Annotated in this window: 1 pseudogene; it reads left to right on the top strand. The window is 61.8% G+C overall.

From position 1 onward, the window contains the following. A pseudogene (locus E1J53_RS24050) lies at window positions 1-1806 on the top strand (hypothetical protein); the annotation flags it as partial.

Here is a 1806-nt window from a genome sequence, read left to right as displayed (position 1 = left end):
TGCGTCTGGACAATTTCGAGACCTGCTGGGGTGTGGTGAACGCCGAAGACAAGACGCCACCGGCGGTGGTGACGACGCCCGATGACGTAGAACTGCTGTGCACGGACCTGGAGGCGATCTCGCTGACGATGCTGGAAGTAAGCATCAGCCGCTGCTGGGAGGTAGCCAACGACGGTAACGGCAACTTCACGACCGTTCCCGGTACGATGGCCACGGCCCTGCGCGACCGTCTGGACCTGGACGCCGATGCCCTGGGAGCCGCCATCACGGCAACCTTCTCTGACGGCTGCGCCCCGCGCCTGCAGGTGTGCGTGAACGACGTGGCGACCTTCGACGAAGAAGACCCCGAGTGTAACGACGTGGTGATCACGCGGACCTTCACCGCTACCGAAATCAGCGACTGCGAAAACGCAGCCGGTGAAGAGAACGGCCCGGCGGTGACCTCCTTCGAGATCACCTTCGTACGGCCCAGCCTGGCGGACGTAGAACCGGCCGGCGACGTGCTGGACGTAGCCGAGTACGAATGCGATGAGAGCCTGACGCTGGGTGCCAACGGTAACCCCGTTCCCCGCGATGAGGACCTGCCCTTCTTTACCTACGGTGATGCGGTAGTGCCGCTGACCATTAACGGTACGATCTGTAACCTGGCGCTGACCTATGAAGACGGTCCTCGCCTGCAGACCTGCCCCAACACTTACAAATTTGTCCGGACCTACACGGTCATCGACTGGTGTGAGCCCGGTGCCCCGCGCACCTACACCCAGGTGGTTAAGGTGGGCGACACCACGGCCCCTGACTTCACGGCTCCCACGCAAGACCGCGACTTCGACGGTACCATCGACGAAGGCCCGCTGGAGTTCAGCACCAACGCCGGTGATGTTTGTGCGGCCTACATCCGCCTGGACGATCCGAGCATCGTACTGACGGACAACTGTAGCGCCGGCATCGAGCTGAAAGCTGACATCTACCCCTTCCAGGACCTGAACGGCGCCCCCATCGGCACCTTCTTCCTGGACCTGAACGACGGTGATGCGGAGATTGCCGGTCCGATTCCTGCCGGTACGCACACCCTGCGTTACACCTACACGGACGACTGTGGTAACGCTGACTTCACCGACGTACCCTTCACGGTCATCGACCGTACGGCTCCCGTAGCCATCTGTGAAGACGGCCTGAACGTGAGCCTGACGTCTGGTTCGAGCACGGGCGGAGCGAGCACCGGTGTGGTGGTCCTGACCCCCGAAATGATTGACAACGGTTCTTACGACGACTGTGGCGACGTAACGCTGCACATCGGCCGGGTACGCCAGCTGGCTAACGGCACCTACGAACTGCTGCCCGGCGCGGTGTACACCGACGAGCTGCTGCTGACCTGTGCTGACCTGGGCAACGTCCTGGTTGGTCTGCGCGTCACGGACGAGGCCGGAAACGTCAACTACTGCTGGCTTGAAGTACTGGTGGAAGACAAGGCCCGCCCGGTCTGTTTTGCTCCGGCTCCGGTCAACATCAGCTGTATTGCTTACAACGCTGAGCTTCCCGCCGACATCAATGAGGCCACGGATGAGGAGCTGGACGCTGCCTTCGGTGCGGCCACCGGTATCGACAACTGTGAGGTAACGATCACCCAGACGATCAGCGGTGACGTGAACAGCTGTGGTGTTGGCCAGTTTACCCGTGTCTTCACGGCTACTGACGGCCAGGGCCTGACCAACGCTGCTGCCTGTACGCAGCGCATCACGGTCTACGGTATCCACGACTACACGCTGACCTTCCCCACGGATGAGGAAGCGGACTGTGCCGTAGTTC

It is taken from the genome of Lewinella sp. W8 (genome assembly GCF_004375085.3).
In the GTDB taxonomy this organism is placed as follows: Bacteria; Bacteroidota; Bacteroidia; order Chitinophagales; family Saprospiraceae; genus Neolewinella.
This window is presented reverse-complemented; position numbering and strand designations above follow the sequence as displayed.